Origin of the sequence: Salinicoccus cyprini, assembly GCF_007713705.1 — a bacterium.
GTDB lineage: Bacteria > Bacillota > Bacilli > Staphylococcales > Salinicoccaceae > Salinicoccus > Salinicoccus cyprini.
This window is the reverse complement of sequence record NZ_VMSJ01000007.1, coordinates 1-1987: the sequence shown is the minus strand read 5'-3', so window position 1 is coordinate 1987 and position 1987 is coordinate 1. Positions and strand designations below refer to the sequence as shown.

The following is a 1987-nucleotide window of genomic DNA, read 5'->3' as shown; positions in this document are numbered from 1 at the left end:
ACATTCAAAACCGGATAGAAACAATGCGCTGCGCAGAAAACCAAACACGGTTTTCATTTATTTGAATAAGTCATCGATCGATTAGTATTCGTCCGCTGAATGTGTCGCCACACTTGCACGCCGAACCTATCCACCTCATCATCTCTGAGGGATCTAATGGGGAAATCTCATCTTGAGGGGGGCTTCATGCTTAGATGCTTTCAGCACTTATCCCGGCCATACATAGCTACCCAGCGATGCCGTTGGCACGACAACTGGTACACCAGTGGTATGTCCATCCCGGTCCTCTCGTACTAAGGACAGCGCCTCTCAAATTTCCTACGCCCACGACGGATAGGGACCGAACTGTCTCACGACGTTCTGAACCCAGCTCGCGTACCGCTTTAATGGGCGAACAGCCCAACCCTTGGGACCGACTACAGCCCCAGGATGCGATGAGCCGACATCGAGGTGCCAAACCTCCCCGTCGATGTGAACTCTTGGGGGAGATAAGCCTGTTATCCCCGGGGTAGCTTTTATCCGTTGAGCGATGGCCCTTCCATGCGGAACCACCGGATCACTAAGTCCGTCTTTCGACCCTGCTCGACCTGTATGTCTCGCAGTCAAGCTCCCTTATACCTTTACACTCTATGAATGATTTCCAACCATTCTGAGGGAACCTTTGAGCGCCTCCGTTACTCTTTAGGAGGCGACCGCCCCAGTCAAACTGTCCACCTGACACTGTCTCCCGCCCGGATCACGGGCGCGGGTTAGAACCTCAACATCACCAGGGTGGTATCCCACCAGTGCCTCCATGTAGACTGGCGTCCACACTTCAATGGCTCCCACCTATCCTGTACAGGTGAGGTCAAGATTCAATATCAGGCTACAGTAAAGCTCCACGGGGTCTTTCCGTCCTGTCGCGGGTAACCAGCATCTTCACTGGTACTATGATTTCACCGAGCCTCTCGTTGAGACAGTGCCCAAATCGTTACGCCTTTCGTGCGGGTCAGAACTTACCTGACAAGGAATTTCGCTACCTTAGGACCGTTATAGTTACGGCCGCCGTTTACTGGGGCTTCGATTCGCACCTTCGCTTGCGCTGAGCGCTCCTCTTAACCTTCCAGCACCGGGCAGGCGTCAGCCCCTATACGTCACCTTTCGGTTTGGCAGAGACCTGTGTTTTTGATAAACAGTCGCTTGGGCCTATTCACTGCGGCTCATTTTACTGAGCACCCCTTCTCCCGAAGTTACGGGGTCATTTTGCCGAGTTCCTTAACGAGAGTTCGCTCGCTCACCTTAGAATTCTCATCCCAACTACCTGTGTCGGTTTGCGGTACGGGCGGTGATATGCTCACTAGCAGCTTTTCTTGGCAGTGTGAACCCACAGCTTCGCCTACTATTTTCGGCTCCCCGTCACACCTCGTCGTTGTACAGGGCGGATTTGCCTACCCTGACGACTCGATGCTTGGACGTGCTCTTCCAATCGCACGCTCTGCTTCTCCTTCTGCGTCACCACATCGCTCAATCACATATCACCGGTACAGGAATTTCTGCCTGTTGGCCATCGCCTACGCATCTCTGCCTCGGCTTAGGTCCCGACTAACCCAGAGCGGACGAGCCTTCCTCTGGAAACCTTAGTCATTCGGTGGACGGGATTCCCACCCGTCTTTCGCTACTCACACCGGCATTCTCACTTCCGATCGCTCCACATGTCCTCACGGTCATGCTTCACTGCCATCGGAACGCTCTCCTACCATCATTTCTGATCCACAGTTTCGGTAATATGTTTAGCCCCGGTACATTTTCGGCGCAGCGTCACTTGACTAGTGAGCTATTACGCACTCTTTAAATGATGGCTGCTTCTAAGCCAACATCCTAGTTGTCTGTGCAACGCCACATCCTTTTCCACTCAACATATATTTTGGGACCTTAACTGGTGGTCTGGGCTGTTTCCCTCTCGACAACGGACCTTATCACCCGCTGTCTGACTCCCGTGCATCACATC

The 1987-nt window shown here is 53.1% G+C and carries 1 rRNA gene; it reads right to left on the bottom strand.

Annotated features, from left to right (window positions below):
- Positions 1-61 precede the first annotated feature (61 nt).
- A 23S ribosomal RNA gene (locus FO441_RS12660) occupies positions 62-1987 on the bottom strand; the annotation flags it as partial.